Below are 17,607 nucleotides of genomic sequence, written 5' to 3' on the forward strand. Positions count from 1 at the left end.
TGCCCGGCAAATTCGAGGAGGGCTCCATGGTCGAACAAGTTGAACTGAATCGCCTCTTTTGGCACAGCCGTCGCGGCATGCTTGAGCTTGACGTGCTGCTGGTGCCGTTCGTGCAGGAGGTTTACGCGACGTTGAATCAAGTGGATCGCGATCTGTACGTGCGTTTGCTGACCTGTGAGGATCAGGACATGTTCGGCTGGTTCATGGAGCGCAGCGAGTCGGAAGATCCCGAGCTGCAACGCATGGTCCGGATGATTCTGGATCGTGTCCAGCCCAAGTAATACGTTCGAATGCCGCTGGCATGCCTCACGGCAGTTGCTGGCGGCGTATCTGTTGGCCCAGGCGTTCGCCATGGGTTCGCTGTGTCTGCTGTCGATTCCGCTCTGGGCCAGTCTGCTCGGCACTTGCGTCTGTGCGCTGCACGGTCTTTGGGTGCTGCCACGGCAGATTCTGCTGAGTCATCCGCAAGCATTTTGCGGCTTGCGCCGCGATGGCGATGGCTGGCAGGTCTGGAATCAGGCTGATGGCTGGCAAGCGGTGCAACTGCGCCCGGACAGTCTGGCGCTGCCGTTGATCGTGGTGCTGCGCTTTCGCCTTCGCGGAGAGTGGCGGGTCAGGTCGATCTGCGTACCACGTGACTCGCAGGCGGCGGATCTGCACCGACGCCTGCGAGTGCGGCTCAAGTTCAGCCGGCGTAGGTGGGTGGCACCAGAATAGTGTCGAGCGCTTCGGGCAGCAGATCCGGATAGTCGAGGGTGTAGTGCAGCCCGCGACTTTCCTTGCGTTCCATGGCTGAGCTGATCATCAATTCGGCAACCTGTGCCAGGTTGCGCAACTCGATCAGGTCGCGGCTGACTTTGTAGTTGCTGTAGAACTCATCGATCTCATCCAGCAGCAGACGCACCCGATGCTGCGCCCGTTGCAGGCGCTTGTTGGTGCGCACGATGCCGACGTAGTCCCACATGAATCGGCGTAATTCGTCCCAGTTGTGCGCGATGATCACGTCTTCGTCCGAGTCGGTGACCTGGCTGGCATCCCAGACGGGCAGGGCACTTGGTGCCGCGACGTCATCGAGTTGCGCAAGAATGTCCGCTGCTGCCGAACGGGCATAAACGAAGCATTCCAGAAGCGAATTGCTGGCCATGCGGTTAGCGCCGTGCAGGCCGGTGAAGCTGGTTTCGCCGATGGCGTAGAGGCCAGGCACGTCGGTGCGACCGTGCTGATCGACCATCACTCCGCCACAGGTGTAGTGCGCGGCGGGAACCACCGGGATCGGTTGTTTGGTGATGTCGATGCCGAAGCCCAGGCAGCGTTCATAAACAGTCGGAAAGTGAGTTTTTACGAACGATTCAGGCTTGTGGCTGATGTCGAGATATACGCAGTCGACACCCAGACGCTTCATTTCATGGTCGATGGCCCGCGCGACAATGTCACGAGGCGCCAGCTCCGCGCGTTTATCGAAGCGATACATGAAGCGCTCGCCGTTGGGCAGCTTCAAATGCGCGCCCTCGCCACGCAGGGCCTCGGTGATGAGGAAGCTTTTGGCTTGCGGGTGATACAGACAGGTCGGATGGAACTGGTTGAATTCCAGGTTCGCCACCCGGCAACCGGAGCGCCAGGCCATGGCGATGCCGTCACCGCAGGCGCCGTCGGGGTTGCTGGTATAAAGGTAGACCTTGGCCGCGCCGCCCGAAGCCAGAATCACGAAACGTGCGCCGTAGGTGTCGACTTCGCCCGTGGCGCGGTTCAGCACGTAGGCGCCGAGGCAGCGATCGCCTTCCATGCCCAAGCGGCGCTCGGTGATGAGATCAACGGCCACCCGCTGTTCCAGCAGTTCGATGTTCTCGCGCTCTTTGGCCTGGGCCAGCAAGGTTTTGAAGATCGCGGCACCGGTGGCGTCTGCAGCATGGATGATGCGCCGATGACTGTGGCCGCCTTCGCGTGTCAGGTGAAATTCGAAACCACCATCTTCAGTGCCGGACTGTTCGTCGCGGGTGAACGGCACACCCTGGTCAATCAGCCATTGGATGGCTTCGCGGCTGTGCTCGACGGTGAAACGCACCGCGTCTTCGTGACACAAGCCGCCGCCAGCGTTGAGGGTGTCGTCGACGTGGGATTCGACAGTATCGGTATCGTCGAGCACCGCGGCCACGCCGCCTTGGGCCCAGAAGGTCGAACCGTTGGCGAGATCGCCTTTGCTCAATACGGCAATGCGCAGATGACCGGGCAAGGTCAAAGCGAGAGTCAAACCGGCAGCACCGCTGCCAATCACCAGAACATCGTGTTGGAACTGTTGGCTCATTTCAGGATTCCGCTCAAAGCGACCCGGGTCGGGGTTGGCGCAAGACAGCTGGATCGGCGAGTCAAGACAGCCACACAGCCCACTAGTATATAGAGGGGTTGGGCGGCACAATAGCCAGGCCCAGATGGCATTGTGAGACTACTGCGCGGTAAAAAGCGCTGTGCTTCGTCGGAAGTTTTTTTGCCGGTTTGGGAAAAGGACACCTGTATCGGCGCTGAAACAGACTTTTCCGAGCAGGGTTGCGCAATGTCAGGTGGGTACGGCTATAAATAATTGGAACTTTTGCCAAAGGCCCAAGATCAATAGACGGTGCCAGAAACCAGGGACAGTGTCGGCTTCAGTGCGGAATCTGCGTTTGGATTCCTGCCGGCGAAACCGATAACAAGATTATTCGCGCAGCCGGTTTATCCCGCGCTGCGTTTTTCGTGCGTGCCAAATCAGAGCTCGCAGGAAACTTGCTTGGAGGGGGAGAACTTTTGCGAAAAGCCCGAGTCTATGTTTGCAAGTCTGGTCGTTTAGTAATGCAAGTCTCCTCCGGGCTTATCGAGGAGTGTTCATGCTAACCCAGGAAGAGGATCAGCAGCTGGTCGAACGCGTACAGCGTGGCGACAAGCGAGCTTTCGATCTGCTGGTGCTGAAATATCAGCACAAAATTCTCGGGTTGATCGTGCGTTTTGTGCACGACACCCATGAAGCCCAGGACGTTGCTCAGGAAGCCTTTATCAAGGCGTATCGGGCACTTGGAAATTTCCGCGGTGACAGTGCGTTTTATACGTGGCTGTACCGTATTGCCATTAACACGGCAAAGAACTACCTGGTTTCCCGCGGCCGTCGGCCGCCGGATAGCGATGTAAGTTCGGAGGATGCGGAGTTCTACGATGGCGATCACGGCCTCAAGGATCTCGAATCACCAGAACGTGCATTGCTGCGGGATGAGATCGAAGGCACCGTCCATCGGACCATCCAGCAACTGCCAGAGGATTTGCGTACGGCTTTAACTTTACGTGAATTCGATGGTCTGAGTTACGAGGACATTGCGAGCGTCATGCAGTGTCCGGTGGGTACCGTGCGCTCCCGGATTTTCCGCGCTCGGGAGGCCATCGACAAAGCCCTGCAACCGTTGTTGCAGGAAAACTGAGACAGCGGCGACAGCCAAGAGAGGAACGCCATGAGTCGTGAAGCCCTGCAGGAATCGCTGTCCGCAGTGATGGATAACGAAGCGGACGAACTGGAATTGCGTCGAGTGCTTAGCGCACTGGATGATGTTGATACCCGTGAGACCTGGGCTCGTTACCAGATCGCTCGGGCAGCCATGCACAAGGATCTGCTGCTTCCGCGTCTGGATATCGCTGCGGCAGTGTCCGCTGCGCTGGAAGACGAAACGGCTCCGGCCAAAGTATCCCGCAGCCCATGGCGTAACCTGGGTCGCCTCGCTGTTGCCGCTTCGGTAACCGTAGCCGTTCTGGCCGGTGTTCGCCTGTACAACCAGGACGAAATCGCTGGTGTTGAACTGGCCCAGCAGTCGAATCAGCCTACTCTGGCCACTCCACAGGTCAAAGGTCCGGCAGTTCTGGCTGGTTACAGCGAAAGCTCGGAAGCGACTGGTCCTATGGCTAACGGCGTTCTGCAAGGACAGCCAGGCTGGCATGATCAGCGTCTGCCAGGCTATCTGCGTCAGCACGCTCAGCAGGCTGCACTCAAAGGAACTGAAAGCGCGCTGCCATACGCACGTGCCGCAAGCCTGGAAAACCGTTAAGGAGGATCATGCGCGCCATCCCTCTACTTTCGCTTCTGCTCAGTGGCTGGTTCATCGTTCCAGCCCACGCTGACGAGGCCCAGGACTGGTTGACCCGTCTGGGCCAGGCCGAGCAGCAGCAAAGCTTTCACGGTACTTTCGTTTACGAGCGCAACGGCAGTTTTTCCACGCACAACATCTGGCATCGTGTCCAGAATGGTCAGGTCCGCGAGCGGTTATTGCAGCTCGACGGTTCGGCTCAGGAAGTCGTGCGCATTGATGGACGAACTCAATGCGTCAGCGGCACACTGATTGCGGGATTGGGTGACTCGCCCAACGCTGCCGCCCGTGCGCTGGACCCCAAAAAGCTGAAGAATTGGTATGACCTTGCCGTTATTGGCAAGTCGCGCGTGGCCGGGCGAGACGCAGTGATCGTGTCGCTGACCCCTCGTGATCAGCACCGTTACGGTTTCGAGCTGCATCTGGACAAGAAAACCGGCCTGCCGCTCAAATCGTTGCTGTTGAACGATAAAGGGCAATTGCTCGAGCGCTTTCAGTTCACTAGCCTCGACACTGATGAAGTCCCGTCGGACAAAGACTTGATGGCAGACGCCGATTGCAAGCCGATCAACATCGGTAATGACAAGGCTTCTGCGGCGAAGACCGTGCAAAACTGGCGTTCGGACTGGCTGCCGCCAGGCTTCGAGTTGACCAGCAGCAGTTCACACAAGGATGCGCAGACCAAGACCCAGGTCAGCAGCCTGATGTATGACGATGGCCTGGCGCGTTTCTCCGTGTTCCTTGAACCGTTGAACGGTGCAACCGTCACCGATACTCGTACCCAGTTGGGCCCTACCGTCGCGGTATCCCGTCGTTTGACTACACCGCAAGGTGAAATGATGGTCACGGTGGTTGGCGAAATCCCGATTGGCACCGCCGAACGAATTGCTCTATCGATGCGTAACAACGATGGCGCTGCGACCAGCAAGCAGTGAGCTGATTTCAGTCATTTCCACCTCGTCGTCGAGACGTCGAAATGTTTGCTGAGCATTTTCATTTGCAAAACCCCTGAAAATTTTTTATAGGTCAGAGCCTCACGGCTCTGGCCTTGTTTGTTGTTCCCGGAACAAAAATACCGGTCTGTGGTTTCCGGTGTTCCTTTGCTCCATATCGCTTAACCCTGCTCGTCGTAACGGGAGCTGTATGTCGATACCTAGTTTGAAATCTTATCTTTCCATCTTCGCCACCGTGCTGTTGCTCGGTCAGGCGGTCCCTGCTGCGCAAGCGGCCGATCTGCCTGATTTCACCCAGTTGGTCGAACAAGCGTCGCCAGCGGTAGTGAATATCAGTACCACGCAGAAACTGCCGGACCGTCGCGTGAATCAGCAGATGCCGGATCTGGAAGGCCTGCCACCGATGCTGCGCGAATTCTTCGAGCGCGGCATGCCGCCTCAGCAGCGCTCACCGCGTGGCGACGGGCGTCAGCGTGAAGCGCAATCGCTGGGTTCGGGGTTCATCATTTCGCCGGACGGCTACATCCTCACCAACAACCACGTGATCGCCGATGCTGACGAAATCCTCGTCCGTCTGGCTGACCGCAGTGAGATGAAAGCCAAGCTGGTCGGCACCGATCCACGTTCCGACGTGGCGTTGCTGAAAATCGAAGGCAAGGATCTGCCGGTGCTCAAGCTCGGCAAATCCCAGGATCTGAAGGCTGGCCAGTGGGTCGTCGCGATCGGTTCGCCATTCGGCTTTGACCACACCGTGACCCAAGGCATCGTCAGCGCCGTCGGTCGTAGCCTGCCAAACGAAAACTATGTGCCGTTCATTCAGACCGACGTGCCGATCAACCCGGGCAACTCCGGTGGCCCGCTGTTCAACCTGAATGGTGAAGTGGTCGGCATCAACTCGCAGATCTACACCCGCTCCGGTGGCTTCATGGGCGTGTCGTTTGCCATCCCGATCGACGTGGCGATGGACGTTTCCAATCAGCTCAAAAGCGGTGGCAAAGTCAGCCGCGGCTGGCTGGGCGTAGTCATCCAGGAAGTGAACAAGGATCTGGCCGAGTCGTTCGGTCTGGACAAGCCGGCCGGCGCTCTCGTTGCACAGATCCAGGATGACGGCCCTGCGGCCAAGGGCGGCCTGCAGGTTGGCGACGTGATCCTGAGCATGAACGGTCAGCCGATCGTCATGTCTGCCGATCTGCCGCATCTGGTCGGCGCGCTGAAGGCTGGCGCAAAAGCCAATCTGGAAGTGATTCGTGAAGGCAAGCGCAAGAATGTCGAGTTGACTGTCGGCGCGATTCCGGACGAAGACAAAGAGCTGGACGCACTGCCGAAATCCGGCGCGGAAAGCAGCAGCAACCGCTTGGGTGTTGCGGTCGGCGAATTGACCGCCGAGCAGAAGAAAGCCTACGACCTCAAAGGTGGTGTGGTGATCAAGGAAGTGCAGGACGGTCCTGCGGCCCTGATCGGTCTGCAGCCGGGTGATGTGATTACTCACCTGAACAACCAGGCCATCGGCTCGGCCAAGGAGTTCACCGACATCGCCAAGGCGTTGCCGAAGAACCGTTCGGTGTCGATGCGCGTGCTGCGTCAGGGCCGTGCCAGCTTCATCACCTTCAAACTGGCTGAATAAGCCTGCAACAAGGTAAAAAAGAAACCGCCTCGAAAGAGGCGGTTTTTTTGTGTCTGAAGTTTTTGTCTTGTCTGGAAAGACTCAGCCCATCATGTCCTTGACCATACGCTCCTGTTCCATCAGCTCACGCTGGCGGGCATCGATGCGCGAGGACAGCGGGAAGTTGTTGCCAGCCTTGCGCTTGGCGAAGTCCAACTGCTGAATGGCCTGGCGGTAATCGCCGACCAGCGCAAAATACTCGGCTCGCGCCTGATGCAGGCCGATGATGTTGCCCGACAAGCCACGGGTTTCAGCAACCTGATACCAGACGTCCGGATCATCCGGGCGGGACTTGAGCAAGCTGTCCAGCGCCTTCTCGGCATCGGCGGCGCGATTCTGTTTCAACAGCAGATCGACACGCACCTGATTCAGCGGATAGTTGCCCGGGAACTGCGTGAGCATGCGGTCGACCCGTGATTGTGCATCGGGCAGGCGATTGTTGGTGATGTCCAGATCGACCTGAGCGAGGTTGTAGATGATCTCGTTCGGCGACTTGGCCAACAATTGCTTGAGGTTCTCGCGGGCTTCGTTGAGCTGGCCGCCCTTGATCTGGGCGATGGCGAGGCCGTAACGCGCGACATCGTTTTTCGGGTTCTCATCGAGCAGGGCGCGGAAACGCTTGGCGCCCAGCCCCGGGGTTTCTTCATAGATCAACTGGACCCGCGCGCGGATCAACTGGTAGCGCATGCTGTCTTCGATGCCGCCCGGTTTCGCCTGCTCGGCGCGGTTGCGGGTATCGGCGATACGCGATTCGGTGACCGGGTGAGTCAGGAGGAATTCCGGCGGTTTGGCGTCAAAGCGGTACTGGCGCATCAGGCGTTCGAACATGGTCGGCATCGACCGCGGATCGTAACCGGCCTTTTCCAGGTTGAGGATGCCGATGCGATCCGCCTCCTGTTCGTTTTGTCGCGAGAAGCGCCGTTGTTCCTGCAACGCCGCAGCCTGGGTGCCAGCGATGGTGGCGATGCCGGCATCACCGCCGCCGGCCGCCGCAATGACAATGCCGGCCAGCAACGCGGCCATCATCGGCACCTGCATTCTTTGTGAGGCTTCCACCCCGCGAGCAAAGTGGCGTTGCGACAAGTGCGCCAATTCGTGAGCGAGCACCGAGGCGTACTCACCCTCGGTCTGGGCGTTGAGGAAAAGACCGCCGTTGACCCCGACCACTCCGCCCGGCGCTGCAAAGGCGTTGAGTTGTGGGCTGTTGATCAGGATGAATTCCAGGCGTCGGTCGGAAACCTGACTGGTCTCGACCAGCTTGTACACGCTGGATTCGACGTAGTCCTTGAGCTGCGGATCGTTGAGCTGGGAAACCTGACTGCGCAGCATGGCCAGCCAAGCGCGGCCGAGCTGGTATTCCTGTTGCGGCGAGACAATGGCAGAGCTGGCGTCGCCGAGTGACGGCAGATCGTCGGCAAAGCCTGGTGAGGCGAGCAGGCAAGCGAGCGTCAGCAGGGTAGGGCGCAGAAAAGTCATGCACAAAGCCTTGGAGGACAAAGACCTTACTGTAGCCGGACACCGAAGCCGCGACCAGATATTCTAGGCAGCTCGACAACGAACCGGAGTGACGCAATGACTGACGCTGTAGCCCATGACGTGGAACTGGACGCCAGTGGCCTGAACTGTCCGTTGCCGTTGCTCAAGGCAAAAATGGAACTCAACAAACTGCACAGCGGCGCTGTGCTCAAGGTGATCGCCACCGATGCCGGCTCGCAACGCGACTTCCGTACCTTTGCCAAACTGGCCGGTCATGCGCTGTTGCGCGAAGAAGACGAGGCTGGCGTCTACCGTTACTGGTTGAAAAAAGCCTGACGCGAGCGCGTTAACGATCGAAGGGATTATTGATGTTCAAAGTGTTACGCGACTGGATTCAGCGCTACTTCTCCGATGAAGAAGCCGTGGTGCTGGCGGTGCTGCTGGTTCTCGCCTTCACCGCCGTGCTTACCCTCGGCGGCATGCTCGCGCCCGTATTGGCGGGCATGGTGCTGGCGTATCTGATGCAAGGCCTGGTGGTGACGCTCGAGCGACTGCGCGTGCCGGGCGGCGTGGCGGTGGGACTGGTCTTTGCGCTGTTCATGGGCGCGCTGATGCTGTTTATTGTCGTGGTGCTGCCGCTGCTGTGGCATCAGTTGATCACGCTGTTCAACGAGTTGCCGGGCATGCTCGCCAAGTGGCAGTCGCTGCTGCTTCTATTGCCAGAGCGCTATCCGCATCTGGTGTCTGACGAGCAAGTCTTGCAAGCGATCGAAGCGGCGCGAGGCGAGATTGGCAAGTTTGGCCAGTGGGCACTGACTTTCTCGTTGTCGAGTTTGCCGCTGCTGGTGAACATCATGATCTACCTTGTGCTGGTGCCGATTCTGGTGTTTTTCTTCCTCAAGGATCGGGCGATGATTGGCGAGTGGGTGCGTGGCTATCTGCCTCGCGAGCGCGCGCTGATCACCCGCGTCGCGCAGGAAATGAACCGGCAGATCGCCAACTACATACGAGGCAAAGGCATCGAGATCGTGATTTGCGGCGGCGTGACTTACATCGCCTTCATCGCGCTGGGCCTGAACTACGCGGCGCTGCTGGCGTTGCTGGTGGGGTTGTCGGTGGTGGTGCCGTATGTCGGTGCAGTAGTGGTGACCGTGCCGGTGCTGCTGATTGCGCTGTTCCAGTGGGGCTGGAGCGATCAGTTCATCTACCTGATGGCGGTCTACGGAATCATTCAGACGCTGGACGGCAACGTGCTGGTGCCATTGCTGTTTTCGGAAGCAGTGAATCTGCATCCGGTCGCGATCATCTGCGCGGTGCTGCTGTTTGGCGGGCTGTGGGGATTCTGGGGTGTGTTCTTTGCGATCCCGCTGGCGACGCTGTTCAAGGCTGTGCTCGATGCGTGGCCGCGCAAGGAGCCGGTGGTGGCGCCGTTGCTTTAAATCGGGGTGAGGCTTTTGGCCTCATCGCTGGCAAGCCAGCTCCCACAGGTTTTGTATGTGCTGAACCCTGTGGGAGCTGGCTTGCCAGCGATGGCGTCGGTGACGACGCAGCAAAAACATCAGGCTTTATTCAGAGCCTCAGCCGCCGCCAGCACGGCATCAACATGCCCCGGCACCTTCACACCACGCCATTCCTGACGCAGCACACCGTCCTTATCAATCAGGAAAGTGCTGCGATCAACGCCCAGGTATTCCTTGCCATACAGCTTTTTCAGCTTGATCACGTCGAACAGCTGACAAACCGCCTCGTCCTTGTCGCTGATCAGCTCAAACGGAAATTCCTGTTTGCCTTTGAAGTTTTCGTGCGACTTCAAGCTGTCGCGGGAAATGCCGAAGACTTCGGTGTTGGCAGCCTTGAATGCCGCATATTGATCGCGAAAGCCCTGGCCTTGAGTGGTGCAGCCCGGGGTGCTGTCCTTCGGGTAGAAATAGATCACCACTTGCTTGCCCTTGAGTTCGGACAGGCTGACGGTCTGCCCGCTGGTCGCAGGCGCGGTGAAATCCGCAACCGGTTGGTCGATAACAACGGCCATGAAAGCTTCCTTACATTGGGTTTTGTGGGCGCCAAGGCTCGATCAGGGCATCCAGGTTCATCGCGTCGGCGAAATCGAGGAACTGATCGCGCAGCCAGCTGATCTGCGTGTTGGCCGGCAGGGTCACGGTGAACGTGGCGTTGAGCATGGTGCCGCCGGTCTGCGGAGCCTGGTAAGTGTCGCAGGTGAGGTTTTCCAGTTCGACGTTATGGTCCATGAAGAACTGGCACAGCTCATTGATGATGTCCGGGCGATACGCCGAGCTGACGTAAGCCACGTAAGGCAGCGCTTGCGGACGATTTTCCAGAGCGGCGCTGCGCACCACGTTGACGGTGAAAGCGTGACGCTTGGCCAGCAATGGCAGGCTGCCTTCGAGGCGCGCGAGGGCGTCCCAGCTACCGGAAACTTCCAGCACCAGAGCGCTGCACTCGCCGTGGCGGGTCAGGCGAGAGGTGACGACAGCGCAGCGGTTTTCATGGCTGGCGCGGCACAGGACGTTGGTCAGCTCCATGGGGTTGGCGCCGAGGGCACTGATGACAAGGAATTGTTCGCGAACTGTGGGGGTGGACATGCAGCATTCCTAAAGCGATGAGCGGTCGGTAGGTTGACGGGCATTGGTGGCCGGGCGTGCCTGTTCTGGCGGTCCGTATAAAGAGCCCCGGCCAGCGTTCGCGGCTCGCTCCACTGTGCGGGAGCGCGTCGATGCGACGCAGGAACGGGGCCCGGGAGGCCGAAAGGGGAGGCTGAAACCCGGCGTACAAGCTGATCTGTACCGATCAAAGTCTGAAGGGTAGCGAAAAGCGGCGCCAAGGGGAATGGCAGCGGCGCAGTACTTCGCTTGTGCAAGCATCTTGGCGCCAGTACCATTACCGCTCTCTTTTTCCGGCAGGAGCGGTTTCATGATTGCGGGCAGTATGGTGGCACTGGTCACTCCCATGGATGCACAAGGGCGTCTTGACTGGGACAGCCTCAGCAAACTCGTGGACTTCCACCTCAAGAACGGCACCCATGCCATCGTCGCCGTCGGTACTACCGGCGAGTCGGCCACCCTTGATGTAGAAGAGCACATCGCCGTCATCAAAGCCGTGGTCAAACAGGTTGCCGGGCGCATTCCGGTCATCGCCGGCACCGGCGCAAATTCGACCCGCGAAGCCGTCGAGCTGACCCGCAACGCCAAGGCTGCCGGCGCCGATGCCTGCCTGCTGGTGGTTCCTTATTACAACAAGCCGACCCGGAAGGCCTGTACCAGCACTTCAAGCACATCGCTGAAGCGGTCGACATTCCGCAGATTCTCTACAACGTTCCCGGCCGCACCTCCTGCGACATGCAGGCCGAGACGGTGATTCGCCTGTCCACCGTGCCGAACATCATCGGCATCAAGGAAGCCACCGGCGACCTCAAGCGCGCCAAAGCGATCATCGATGGCGTGAGCAAGGATTTCATCGTGCTGTCCGGCGATGATCCGACCGCTGTCGAGCTGATCCTGCTGGGCGGCAAAGGCAACATCTCGGTCACCGCCAACGTCGCCCCGCGCGAAATGGCTGACCTGTGCGAGGCCGCGCTGAAGGGCGACGCCGATACCGCACGCGCAATCAACGAAAAACTGATGCCGCTGCACAAGGACCTGTTCATCGAAGCCAACCCGATTCCGGTGAAGTGGGCTTTGGTCGAAATGGGCCTGATGCACGAAGGCATCCGCCTGCCACTGACCTGGCTGAGCACCCCTTGTCATGAAACGCTGCGCTCGGCCCTGCGCCAGTGCAACGTCCTGGTTTAATTGAGGAAGTACAACGCATGAAGCGAATGGCCGGACTTTCCGCACTTGCCTTGATTATCTCCAGCACCAGTGGCTGCGGATGGGTCTGGGGGCCGGAAGGTTATTTCCGCGACCGTGGAAGCGATTACCTGCAAGCGCAACAGACTGCACCGATGCAATTGCCACCGGATGTGAGCACTGCCAAGCGTCTCGATCCGCTGTTGCCGATCCCGCGCAATGTGGCCGATGACACCGCGACGGGCGAATACGTCGTGCCGCGTCCTCAGCCGCTGTCGGCGGTTGCCGATGCCACGGATTACTCGCTGCAGAAGAGCGGTGATACGCGTTGGGTCGTGGCCCAGCACCCACCGGCCGAAGTCTGGCCAGTGGCGCTGCAGTTCTTCCAGGACAACGGTTTCCGTCTGGATGAACAGCGTCCGCAGACCGGCGAGTTCACCACCACCTGGCAGCACTCCGACGAGCTGTCCGCGTCGATGGCCAAGCGCCTGAGCGCGGCCGGTATTGCCAGCGACAGCGAAACCCGCGTGCGTGTGCGCATCGAGCCGGGCGTGCAGCGCAACACCAGTGAAATCTACGTGGTCAGCGCCGAGCGTCCTGCCGGCAGCACGGCCGACGTGGCCTTCACCAACCGTTCGGTCAACACTGGCCTGGACGCTGCGCTGGTCGACGACATGCTCGCGAGCATGAGTCGCACCTCCGAGAAGGGCGGCTCGGTGTCGATGCTGGCCTCGCGTGATTTCGACGCGCCGAGCCGTGTCAGCCTGAACGAAGACGGCAGCGGCAACCCGGTGTTGAACGTCGGTACCGATCTGGACCGCGCCTGGTCGAGCGTCGGCCGTGCGCTGGAACAGGGCGAATGGCGCGTTGAAGACATCAACCGCAGCCTGGGCCTTTACTACATCAACCTGGCCGAAAAAGCCGAGAAGAAAGACGACAAGCCTGGCTTCTTCAGCAGCCTGTTCGGCAGTGCGCCGAGCAAGGAAGAAGTCGAAGCCCGCGCCGAGCGTTATCAGGTTCGCCTGAGCAAGGTGGGCGAGAACATCCAGGTCACCGTCGAAAAGAACATCAACACCGTCGCGCCGGCCGATGTCGCGCGTAAAGTGTTGAGCGTGATTCAGGACAACCTGGGCTGATCCGATATGCGTTTTGCCGTTCTCGGCAGCGGTAGCCAAGGGAACGGCACGCTGATCGCCAGTGCTGATACGTACGTGCTGGTGGATTGTGGTTTTTCCCTGCGGGAAACCGAAAGACGTCTGTTGCGCCTGGGTGTGCACCCGGCGCAACTGAGCGCGATACTCGTGACCCACGAACATGCCGACCACGTGCATGGCGTGGGTTTGCTGTCTCGGCGCTACAATCTGCCGGTCTACCTCAGTCGCGGCACACTGCGCGGGATGCGCAAACCGCTGGAACCGGCAGGCTTTCTCGCCGGCGGCGAGCAACTGCAGATCGGCGCACTGAACGTCGGGGTCATTGCCGTGGCCCATGACGCGCAGGAGCCGACCCAGTACGTCTTCAGCGATCAGGAACAGCGGCGCTTCGGCCTGCTGACCGATCTGGGGTCGTTCTGCGAGCGGGTGCTGGATGGCTATCGGGACCTCGACGCATTGATGATCGAGTCCAACCATTGCCGCGACATGCTGGCTCGTGGTCACTACCCGTACTTTCTCAAGCAGCGGGTGGGCGGCGAACGCGGACATCTGAACAACCATCAGGCGGCATTCCTGGTGGCCGAGTTGGGCTGGCAGGGCTTGCAACACCTGGTCCTGGCCCATCTGAGCAGCAAGAACAACCTGCCGCAGCTGGCCCGGCAATGTTTTGTCGACACTCTCGGGTGCGACCCGGACTGGCTGCAACTGGCCGATCAAGATTCAGGGCTCGACTGGCGCCACAGCGCCTAGCCCACCTACTTAGCAAGCGGAGCCCATCATGGAAAAACGTGAAGAACTCTACCGCGGCAAAGCCAAATCGGTTTACAAGACCGACGACGCTGACCGCTTGATCCTGCTGTTTCGCAACGACACTTCGGCGTTCGACGGCAAGCGCATCGAACAGCTCGATCGCAAAGGTATGGTGAACAACAAGTTCAACGCCTTCATCATGCAGAAACTCGAAGCTGCCGGCGTGCCGACCCAGTTCGACAAACTGCTGGGCGACAACGAGTGCCTGGTGAAGAAGCTCGACATGATCCCGGTCGAATGCGTCGTGCGTAACTACGCCGCCGGCAGCCTGGTCAAGCGTCTGGGCGTCGAGGAGGGCATGAAGCTCAACCCGTACACCTTCGAACTGTTCTTGAAGGACGACGCCAAGGGCGACCCGTTCATCAACGAATCCCACGTTGTTGCATTCGGCTGGGGCACCGCCGAGCAACTGGCGCGCATGAAGGAACTGTCGCTCAAGGTCAACGAAGTCCTGAGCAAACTGTTCGACGACGCCGGCCTGCTGCTGGTCGACTTCAAGCTTGAATTCGGCGTGTTCAGCGACGGCTCCATAGTCCTCGGCGACGAGTTCAGCCCGGACGGCTGCCGTCTGTGGGACAAGGACACCAAGAAGAAGATGGACAAGGACCGCTTCCGCCAGGGCCTCGGTGACGTCATCGAAGCCTACGAAGAAGTCGCCGCTCGTCTGGGCGTACCGCTTTAATCGACGCAAGCATCTGATAGCACGGAAAAAATTTCGTTTGGGGGGTTCGCAACCGACGAAAGTGTTGTTATGATGCGCGCCGTTGGAGAGATGCCAGAGTGGCCGAATGGGACGGATTCGAAATCCGTTGTACCTTCACCGGTACCTAGGGTTCGAATCCCTATCTCTCCGCCATTATTGAACAAGACGAAGCCCCCGTAATCATTGCTGATTACGGGGGCTTTTTCGTTTCTGGCGTTTTGTTCGCAATGCTTTTCGGGTACAACCTGCCGACTGCATAAAGGAACAGCTCGATGAGTGAAGTTCAGCCGTTGGCGGATGATGACGACGTGAAGCCGCAAGTCGTGAGTTTGCGCGAGGCGTTCTGGTTCTGGTTGAAGCTGGGCTTTATCAGTTTCGGCGGGCCGGCCGGGCAGATTTCGATCATGCACCAGGAACTGGTCGAGCGCCGGCGCTGGATTTCCGAGCGGCGTTTTCTGCATGCCTTGAACTATTGCATGTTGCTGCCCGGGCCGGAGGCGCAGCAATTGGCGACCTACATTGGCTGGCTGATGCATCGAAGCTGGGGCGGGATTGTGGCCGGGGCGTTGTTCGTGTTGCCTTCGCTGTTCATCCTGATTTTCCTGTCGTGGCTCTATATCGCCTTCGGTGAGGTGCCGGTAGTGGCCGGGCTGTTTTACGGGATCAAGCCTGCGGTGACGGCCATCGTCGTGCAGGCGGCCCATCGGATCGGTTCGCGGGCGCTGAAGAACAATTGGCTGTGGGCGATTGCGGCGGCGTCGTTTACGGCGATCTTTGCGTTCAATGTGCCGTTTCCGCTGATCGTTTTGGGTGCGGCGGTAATCGGCTATTGCGGCGGACGCTTGGCGCCTGAGAGGTTCAGAGCCGGCGGGCATAGCGCGGCGAAGAAGTCTTTCGGCGCGGCGTTGATCGACGACGACACGCCAACACCGGCCCATGCCCGTTTCAGCTGGACGAAACTGGCCATGCTCGCCGTGATTGGCGCCGCGCTGTGGGCATTGCCGATGGGCGTGTTGACTGCGCTGTTTGGCTGGCAGGGCACGCTGACGCAGATGAGCTGGTTCTTCACCAAGGCAGCGCTGCTCACCTTCGGTGGAGCTTACGCAGTGTTGCCCTACGTCTATCAAGGTGCGGTCGGTCACTACGGCTGGCTGACCCCGACGCAGATGATCGACGGCTTGGCGCTGGGCGAAACCACGCCGGGGCCGCTGATCATGGTGGTGGCGTTCGTCGGTTTTGTCGGCGCTTATGTGACGCAGGTGTTCGGCGCCGATCAGGTGTTCCTCGCCGGAGCGGTCGCCGCCGCGCTGGTGACGTGGTTTACCTTTCTACCCTCATTCTTGTTCATCCTCGCCGGCGGCCCGCTGGTGGAGTCGACGCACGACGAACTCAAATTCACCGCCCCGCTTACCGCGATCACCGCTGCGGTGGTCGGCGTGATTCTCAATCTGGCGTGTTTCTTCGGCTATCACGTGCTCTGGCCGCAGGGTTTCAGCGGCAGCCTGGATTGGCCCTCGGCATTGATCGCCATTGCGGCAGCCGTTGCGCTGTTTCGCTTCAAACGCGGAGTGATTCAGGTGTTGCTGGGCTGTGCGTTGGTTGGGTTGGTGGTGCATTTGCTGCGTTAGTGGTCGCGGCGCCGGAAATCGAATCGCGCGCTGAAGGCCTGAAGAACTCAGTCACCTGGAGATCATTGGCTCGATCATCGTCATGCTCAACAAGGGCGCCGACATGCGCTCCAACATCGCAGCTGAAGCACGGGCGAAGATCGTCTATGAGCGCTTGATGGGGCGCGCGCCTGACATCAGGCGGCGCGCCCCGGTTAATCACTGTGAAATCTTGGTGACTTGCAAAGATTTGCGCTCGATCGCTACGGGCTGCAAATGCCCCAAACGGTCGAGGTGATAGCGCTGCAGATCCCGCGCCAGAATCAGTTGGCCGTGATACAGCGCTGCCGCTTCGTTGCGCACATCCTCGATCGACGGGCTCACCGCCGGATTGGCCTGATAGCGCGCGCTGAAATGCGTCAACACCAGATTGCGCACCCCGGCTGATTCGGCAAATCCAGCGACAGCGGCGGCGCTGCTGTGGCCGTAACTGGCACGAGCGCGGTCGATTGCTGCCTGCACGAATGTCGCTTCATGCACGAGCACATCTGCCGATTGCGCCACTTCGGCCAGCAGTGCCGGCCGATCGTTATCGCCGCAGACAATGATGCGTCGATCAGGTCGTGAACTCAGCAGATAGTCGCGAGCGTGCAGCATCCGTCCGTCAACCTCCACGTCCTGACCGTGGGCCAACTGACCCCAGAGCGGGCCGCGTTCGATACCCTCGGCATCCAGGCGCTGCACGTCCAGACGCGGTTCCGGGTCGGACTCGGTGAACACATAACCATGACACGGCACGCGGTGCGACAACTCAACGGTTTGCACCTGAACGTTGACGCTGCGCCACTCTGTAAGCGTTTCCACAGCATGCAGGTTGATCTCGAACGGCAGATACGATTGCGTCACCTCCAGACTCATTTTCAGCCAGGGATGCAGCGCTGTCGGCAGGATAATGTCCAGTGGTCGCGTGCGTCCGGACATGCCGGTGCTCGCCAGCAGACCCGGCAAGCCCAGGCAGTGATCGGCATGCACATGAGTGATGAAAATCGCCCGCAACTCGCTCAGCGACAGCGGCGTGCGCAGCACCTGATGCTGGGTGCCTTCACCGCAATCGATCAGGTACCAGCCCTTGCCGGCAGACGCGATCAGTGCCGTCGCACTGACGTTGCGCTGGCGGGTCGGCACGCCGGCAGACGTGCCCAGAAACAACAAATCCACGGTGGTTCTCCCTGGCGGATCGGATTTCAGATATTGCGTGCAGTTCTCGGTGAGCTTTCGACAATCAGCGAGGCGATTCGGATCCATCGATGGACTGCGACAATTCATCGGACACCCGCG

General features: G+C 59.7%; 17 protein-coding genes, 1 tRNA gene and 2 pseudogenes. 15 read left to right on the top strand and 5 right to left on the bottom strand.

All coding sequences use genetic code 11. The features are described 5' to 3' along the window. Positions 1–26: 26 nt before the first annotated feature. Positions 27–281, top strand: coding sequence for an FAD assembly factor SdhE (locus AB4O12_RS01175; protein ID WP_007911418.1), 255 nt, complete (start codon positions 27–29; stop codon positions 279–281). Next, the gene (locus AB4O12_RS01180; RefSeq protein WP_460060173.1) at positions 265–717 is read left to right on the top strand and encodes a protein YgfX; all 453 of its coding nucleotides are present in this window, start codon (positions 265–267) and stop codon (positions 715–717) included. Before AB4O12_RS01175 ends, AB4O12_RS01180 begins: the two co-directional genes overlap by 17 nt. On the opposite strand, the gene nadB is transcribed toward AB4O12_RS01180, so the two are convergent. After that, the gene (gene nadB / locus AB4O12_RS01185; RefSeq protein WP_423520432.1) at positions 686–2,302 is read right to left on the bottom strand and encodes an L-aspartate oxidase; all 1,617 of its coding nucleotides are present in this window, start codon (positions 2,300–2,302) and stop codon (positions 686–688) included. The genes AB4O12_RS01180 and nadB overlap by 32 nt on opposite strands. Positions 2,303–2,858: 556 nt before the next feature. Between nadB and rpoE the strand changes: the two genes are divergently transcribed. The 4 genes from rpoE (at position 2,859) to AB4O12_RS01205 (ending at position 6,674) form a co-directional block, all read left to right on the top strand. After that, positions 2,859–3,440, top strand: coding sequence for an RNA polymerase sigma factor RpoE (gene rpoE / locus AB4O12_RS01190; RefSeq protein ID WP_003172477.1), 582 nt, complete (start codon positions 2,859–2,861; stop codon positions 3,438–3,440). A 30-nt stretch (positions 3,441–3,470) separates the two neighbouring features. After that, the gene (locus AB4O12_RS01195) at positions 3,471–4,058 is read left to right on the top strand and encodes a sigma-E factor negative regulatory protein (RefSeq protein ID WP_008077804.1); all 588 of its coding nucleotides are present in this window, start codon (positions 3,471–3,473) and stop codon (positions 4,056–4,058) included. 8 nt (positions 4,059–4,066) lie between these two features. Continuing rightward, positions 4,067–5,032: a MucB/RseB C-terminal domain-containing protein gene (locus AB4O12_RS01200; protein ID WP_150742397.1), complete on the top strand. Its 966-nt coding sequence runs from the start codon at positions 4,067–4,069 to the stop codon at positions 5,030–5,032. Positions 5,033–5,240: 208 nt separating this feature from the next. Next, a complete protein-coding gene (locus AB4O12_RS01205; protein ID WP_150742398.1) occupies positions 5,241–6,674 on the top strand; it encodes a DegQ family serine endoprotease in 1,434 nt (477 codons plus the stop codon). An 81-nt stretch (positions 6,675–6,755) separates the two neighbouring features. Here AB4O12_RS01205 and AB4O12_RS01210 read toward each other — a convergent pair whose 3' ends face one another. Further along, the gene (locus tag AB4O12_RS01210) at positions 6,756–8,189 is read right to left on the bottom strand and encodes a M48 family metalloprotease (RefSeq protein WP_024011999.1); all 1,434 of its coding nucleotides are present in this window, start codon (positions 8,187–8,189) and stop codon (positions 6,756–6,758) included. Between the two features lie 96 nt (positions 8,190–8,285). Between AB4O12_RS01210 and AB4O12_RS01215 the strand changes: the two genes are divergently transcribed. Both AB4O12_RS01215 and AB4O12_RS01220 read left to right on the top strand, forming a co-directional pair. After that, positions 8,286–8,525: a sulfurtransferase TusA family protein gene (locus AB4O12_RS01215; RefSeq protein WP_041478863.1), complete on the top strand. Its 240-nt coding sequence runs from the start codon at positions 8,286–8,288 to the stop codon at positions 8,523–8,525. Between the two features lie 32 nt (positions 8,526–8,557). Then, positions 8,558–9,628, top strand: coding sequence for an AI-2E family transporter (locus AB4O12_RS01220; protein ID WP_041478862.1), 1,071 nt, complete (start codon positions 8,558–8,560; stop codon positions 9,626–9,628). Between the two features lie 119 nt (positions 9,629–9,747). Here the strand turns inward: AB4O12_RS01220 and AB4O12_RS01225 are convergent, their stop codons facing one another. Both AB4O12_RS01225 and AB4O12_RS01230 read right to left on the bottom strand, forming a co-directional pair. Continuing rightward, positions 9,748–10,221: a peroxiredoxin gene (locus AB4O12_RS01225; RefSeq protein ID WP_041478861.1), complete on the bottom strand. Its 474-nt coding sequence runs from the start codon at positions 10,219–10,221 to the stop codon at positions 9,748–9,750. A gap of 10 nt (positions 10,222–10,231) precedes the next feature. Next, positions 10,232–10,792, bottom strand: a complete 561-nt coding sequence (locus tag AB4O12_RS01230) for a glycine cleavage system transcriptional repressor (RefSeq protein ID WP_024012001.1) — start codon at positions 10,790–10,792, stop codon at positions 10,232–10,234. A 328-nt stretch (positions 10,793–11,120) separates the two neighbouring features. Here AB4O12_RS01230 and dapA point away from each other — a divergent pair. The 7 genes and pseudogenes from dapA to AB4O12_RS01265 form a co-directional block, all read left to right on the top strand. Beyond that, positions 11,121–11,998: pseudogene (dapA, locus tag AB4O12_RS01235) on the top strand (4-hydroxy-tetrahydrodipicolinate synthase). Between the two features lie 17 nt (positions 11,999–12,015). Next, positions 12,016–13,131 carry an outer membrane protein assembly factor BamC gene (bamC, locus tag AB4O12_RS01240; RefSeq protein ID WP_076566403.1) on the top strand — a complete coding sequence of 372 codons (1,116 nt, stop codon included), beginning with the start codon at positions 12,016–12,018 and terminating at the stop codon, positions 13,129–13,131. A gap of 6 nt (positions 13,132–13,137) precedes the next feature. Then, complete coding sequence (locus AB4O12_RS01245; RefSeq protein ID WP_460060178.1) at positions 13,138–13,899, top strand: MBL fold metallo-hydrolase; 762 nt, start codon at positions 13,138–13,140, stop codon at positions 13,897–13,899. A 28-nt stretch (positions 13,900–13,927) separates the two neighbouring features. Beyond that, positions 13,928–14,641: a phosphoribosylaminoimidazolesuccinocarboxamide synthase gene (gene purC, locus AB4O12_RS01250; protein WP_016771262.1), complete on the top strand. Its 714-nt coding sequence runs from the start codon at positions 13,928–13,930 to the stop codon at positions 14,639–14,641. A gap of 84 nt (positions 14,642–14,725) precedes the next feature. Beyond that, a tRNA-Ser gene (locus AB4O12_RS01255) sits at positions 14,726–14,815 on the top strand. 119 nt (positions 14,816–14,934) lie between these two features. Then, positions 14,935–16,290 (top strand): chromate efflux transporter, encoded by a 1,356-nt coding sequence (gene chrA / locus AB4O12_RS01260; protein ID WP_423662457.1) that lies wholly within the window; start codon positions 14,935–14,937, stop codon positions 16,288–16,290. A 40-nt stretch (positions 16,291–16,330) separates the two neighbouring features. Continuing rightward, positions 16,331–16,465: pseudogene (locus AB4O12_RS01265) on the top strand (manganese catalase family protein); the annotation flags it as partial. A gap of 23 nt (positions 16,466–16,488) precedes the next feature. On the opposite strand, the gene AB4O12_RS01270 reads toward AB4O12_RS01265, so the two are convergent. Next, positions 16,489–17,487 carry a ribonuclease Z gene (locus tag AB4O12_RS01270; protein ID WP_056783549.1) on the bottom strand — a complete coding sequence of 333 codons (999 nt, stop codon included), beginning with the start codon at positions 17,485–17,487 and terminating at the stop codon, positions 16,489–16,491. Positions 17,488–17,607 lie beyond the last annotated feature (120 nt).

The sequence above is a fragment of the Pseudomonas sp. S2_A05 genome (assembly GCF_054668485.1).